This window comes from Homoserinimonas sp., assembly GCF_056262345.1.
The window spans coordinates 1-3,106 of sequence record NZ_JBACFR010000126.1 but is presented as its reverse complement, the minus strand read 5'-3'; the positions used below and the strand labels follow the sequence as shown (position 1 = coordinate 3,106).

The window sequence follows — 3,106 nt, the reverse complement described above, 5'->3', positions numbered from 1 at the left end:
CGCGGCAAACGGGTCTGCGGGCCCGACGAAACCAGTGCCAATCTCGCGCCATCCGTAGCCGACGGTGCTCCACAGGTCAGCGAACGTCGCGCTGAGCGGCAGTAAGCCGCCGCCCACGACGCTATTGGCCCCTAAGAGCGGACCAAAAACCACAATGCCCACGATTGCCGCGAACGCAGCAAGCCAGAGGCCCCCGCCGCCGAGGTACCCGATCTTCGGCTCAGCGAACGAACCGCCGCTGGCCTCCGCCTCGCGTTGTTGCGCCCGCCTCTCGCGCATCGTGGCGGTCGAGGTTCGCAGAGGCGCGATCGCACCCCAGCCGAGTTTTCGCGAACGGGCGATCCTGCGGCGCGCACCGAAAACGGTTCCGTCGAATGCCGCAACGAACGCAGCAGCGAACTCGCCCGGAATAAACGACGGATGCTTGCCGAGCAAGTGGAGCAGGCTTCGAAGGATCGCCAGGGGAACGAGCGAGACCCAGTGAATCGGAACGGCAATGGCAGGCGCGTAGACGAGTCGCCGATGAAGCTGAGCGGTGCGAGCGAGGCGGGCGTGCCTCGACGGGCTCACTGTAGGTCGGTCAAAGAGTTCTGGGCCGCCGGCCGAAAGCACGCGGGCATCGGGAACTCCGATGACGCGGTGCCCGGCGAGACGAGCACGCACACTCAGGTCGAGGCCCGCGTCAATGGTCGGTAGCCCCGGGTCGAACCCGCCCAGGTCATCCCACACAGACCGGCGGATGAGCATGCCGTGTGCCGCGACGCCGAGCACGTCTTCCGTGACGTCGTGCTGGGCCTGGTCGAGTTCGCCCTCGACCATGGCGACGGATGCGCCAAGACGTGTCATCGAGCGGCCGAACTCCGCGATCACGTCGGGGCGGTCGAAGCTCATGAGCTTGGGGCCAGCGACGGCAACCGACGGCGCTACCTCGACGGCAGCGAGCAGCGATGCCAGAGCATGGGGCTCTGGCGCGTTGTCGTGGGCGAGAAGCCAGAGCCACTCGGAATCCGGGTCTCCGGCGTCAAGCCCGGCGATGACATGGCGAGCTGCACCGCCAAACGTGGGCGCAACCCGAGGGGGCACCGTGACGATTGCCGTAGGGGCGGCTGCGGCCAGCAACTGCGCGGAAGCATCCTGAGACCCCGCATCCACCGCAATGAGCGCATCGACCGAGCGCGTCTGAGAGGCGAGCGCCGACAGCGTTCGCTCGAGATACTCGCCCCCATTGCGGGCGATGAGCACGACGGTCACTCTCTGGCGCATATGAATCGACACTATGCGCTGGGCTGTCGCTCACGGTTGTAGACACGCGGCAGCCGTCGGATGCCGATGCGCGAGACGAGGATCGTGGCGCAGGAGCCTTTGCTAGACGGCGCGCTTGCGCAGCTTGCGGCGCTCTCGCTCCGAGAGGCCGCCCCAGATGCCGAAGCGCTCATCGTTCTGAAGCGCGTATTCGAGGCACTCGTTGCGAACCTCGCAGGAGCCGCAGATCTTCTTGGCGTCGCGCGTTGATCCGCCCTTTTCGGGGAAGAAGGCCTCGGGGTCGGTCTGGGCACAGAGGGAGTCGGCCTGCCAGGAGAGTGCGTTGTCGTCATCACTGACGGGGCGCCGGACACCGGGAACTCCGAGAGAGACAGGGTCTGCGAACCAGTCGTCCGGGACTCCTCGTCGCTGCAAATCAGGTGCCATGTCACTCTCCCCTCGGCCCTTGTGCATTACGCGAATTACTAACGCGCTTTGATAATTACACCCGTGTAGTTCCCCAGAGTCAAGTCGCAAATCGTAAACGTTCAGGTGGCAATCGAGGCTTCACCCCGTAAACAGCGGCGTGTCGCCCGGCGTGTCTACCCTGCGGCTCACCGCATGCTCCCGAACTGGGGTCGGGCGTGTCGAGAGCGCATGGCCCTATCGCGAGGAATCATCCGTACTTTCTCGGCACCCTTCGCAAGCCGTCGGTGCGCAAACGACTAACGGTGGCGCCGATTGCGACGGCTACGGCGGAGGCAACAACCAGTGAAATGACCATGGCAGTAAATCTAGGTATTGGCATTTGCTGCCACGAGTGGCAGAGTTGCCATAGTTCGATGAAAAAGCGCCACTCCCCCCGCTCTGGAGAATCGTCATGCTGAACAAGGTCGTCCTCATTGCCTGCGAAGGCGTCACCCCGTTTGAATTCGGCGTCATCTGCGAGGTCTTCGGAATCGACCGCACCGACATGGGCGGGCCCCGCTTCGACTTCACGATCGCAACCTCCAAACCCGGCCCCGTGAGAAGCAGCCTGGGCTTCGACATCGTCATCGACAACGACCTGAGCGCGGCCGCCGACGCTGACCTCATCGCCATCCCCGCCTATCACCGCACGAACACGTCAGAGCTCGACCGCCGACCCCCAGACCCCGCTGTGCTCGACGTGATCCGCGCCGCAGAAGCGCGCGGCGCATGGGTTATGAGCGTATGCAGCGGAGCGTTTCTGCTCGGCGCTGCGGGCATCCTCGACGGCCGCAGAAGCACAACCCACTGGATGTACACCGACCAGCGCGGCATCGATGTGCCTCTCACCGAGGTGGACCCCGATGTGTTGTTTGTGGATGATCGCCACGTCGTCACGAGCGCTGGCACTGCCGCGGGAATCGACGCGGCGTTGCACATCGTACGCACCGAGCTTGGTGCCGCCGCAGCCAACGTCATCGCTCGGCGAATGGTGGTTCCGCCGCAACGAGACGGAGGGCAGTCTCAGTTCATCAGCGCGCCCGTCACGGAGTGCGCAAGCGACTCGTTCGCCGCCGTGGCCGAATGGATGCTCGACAACCTGCACGAGGACCTCACCATTACTCGACTTGCCCGCCGCGCTCTCATGTCTGAGCGCACATTTGCCCGGCGGTTTCGCGCGGAAGTCGGCGCCACCCCCGCCGCGTGGCTCAATCGCCAGCGGCTCATCCGGGCGCAGCAGAAGCTCGAAGAATCCGACGACAGCCTCGAAACCGTCGCCGTCGACTGCGGCTTTGGCACGGCAGCCGTCATGCGGCACCACTTCATAAAAACGCTTCAGACAACTCCGAGCGCCTATCGCCGCACCTTCGGCGAGCGCATCGCCAGCTAGAGCGGC

At 64.9% G+C, this 3,106-nt stretch carries 3 protein-coding genes; 1 reads left to right on the top strand and 2 read right to left on the bottom strand.

Annotated elements, in window-relative coordinates; genetic code table 11:
• Positions 1–1,263, bottom strand: a 1,263-nt coding sequence (locus AC062T_RS06390; RefSeq protein WP_476028438.1) for a glycosyltransferase family 2 protein, incomplete at its 3' end; no start/stop codon positions are given.
• Positions 1,264–1,365: 102 nt separating this feature from the next.
• The gene (locus AC062T_RS06385; RefSeq protein WP_108515426.1) at positions 1,366–1,689 is read right to left on the bottom strand and encodes a WhiB family transcriptional regulator; all 324 of its coding nucleotides are present in this window, start codon (positions 1,687–1,689) and stop codon (positions 1,366–1,368) included.
• A gap of 433 nt (positions 1,690–2,122) precedes the next feature.
• Between AC062T_RS06385 and AC062T_RS06380 the strand changes: the two genes are divergently transcribed.
• Positions 2,123–3,100, top strand: a complete 978-nt coding sequence (locus AC062T_RS06380; RefSeq protein ID WP_476028435.1) for a GlxA family transcriptional regulator — start codon at positions 2,123–2,125, stop codon at positions 3,098–3,100.
• Positions 3,101–3,106 lie beyond the last annotated feature (6 nt).

Excerpts from the sequence above, each read along its gene's own strand:
- AC062T_RS06385 (WP_108515426.1), bottom strand. The coding sequence starts at position 1,689 with ATGGCACCTGATTTGCAGCGACGAGGAGTCCCGGACGACTGGTTCGCA.
- AC062T_RS06380 (WP_476028435.1), top strand. The coding sequence starts at position 2,123 with ATGCTGAACAAGGTCGTCCTCATTGCCTGCGAAGGCGTCACCCCGTTT.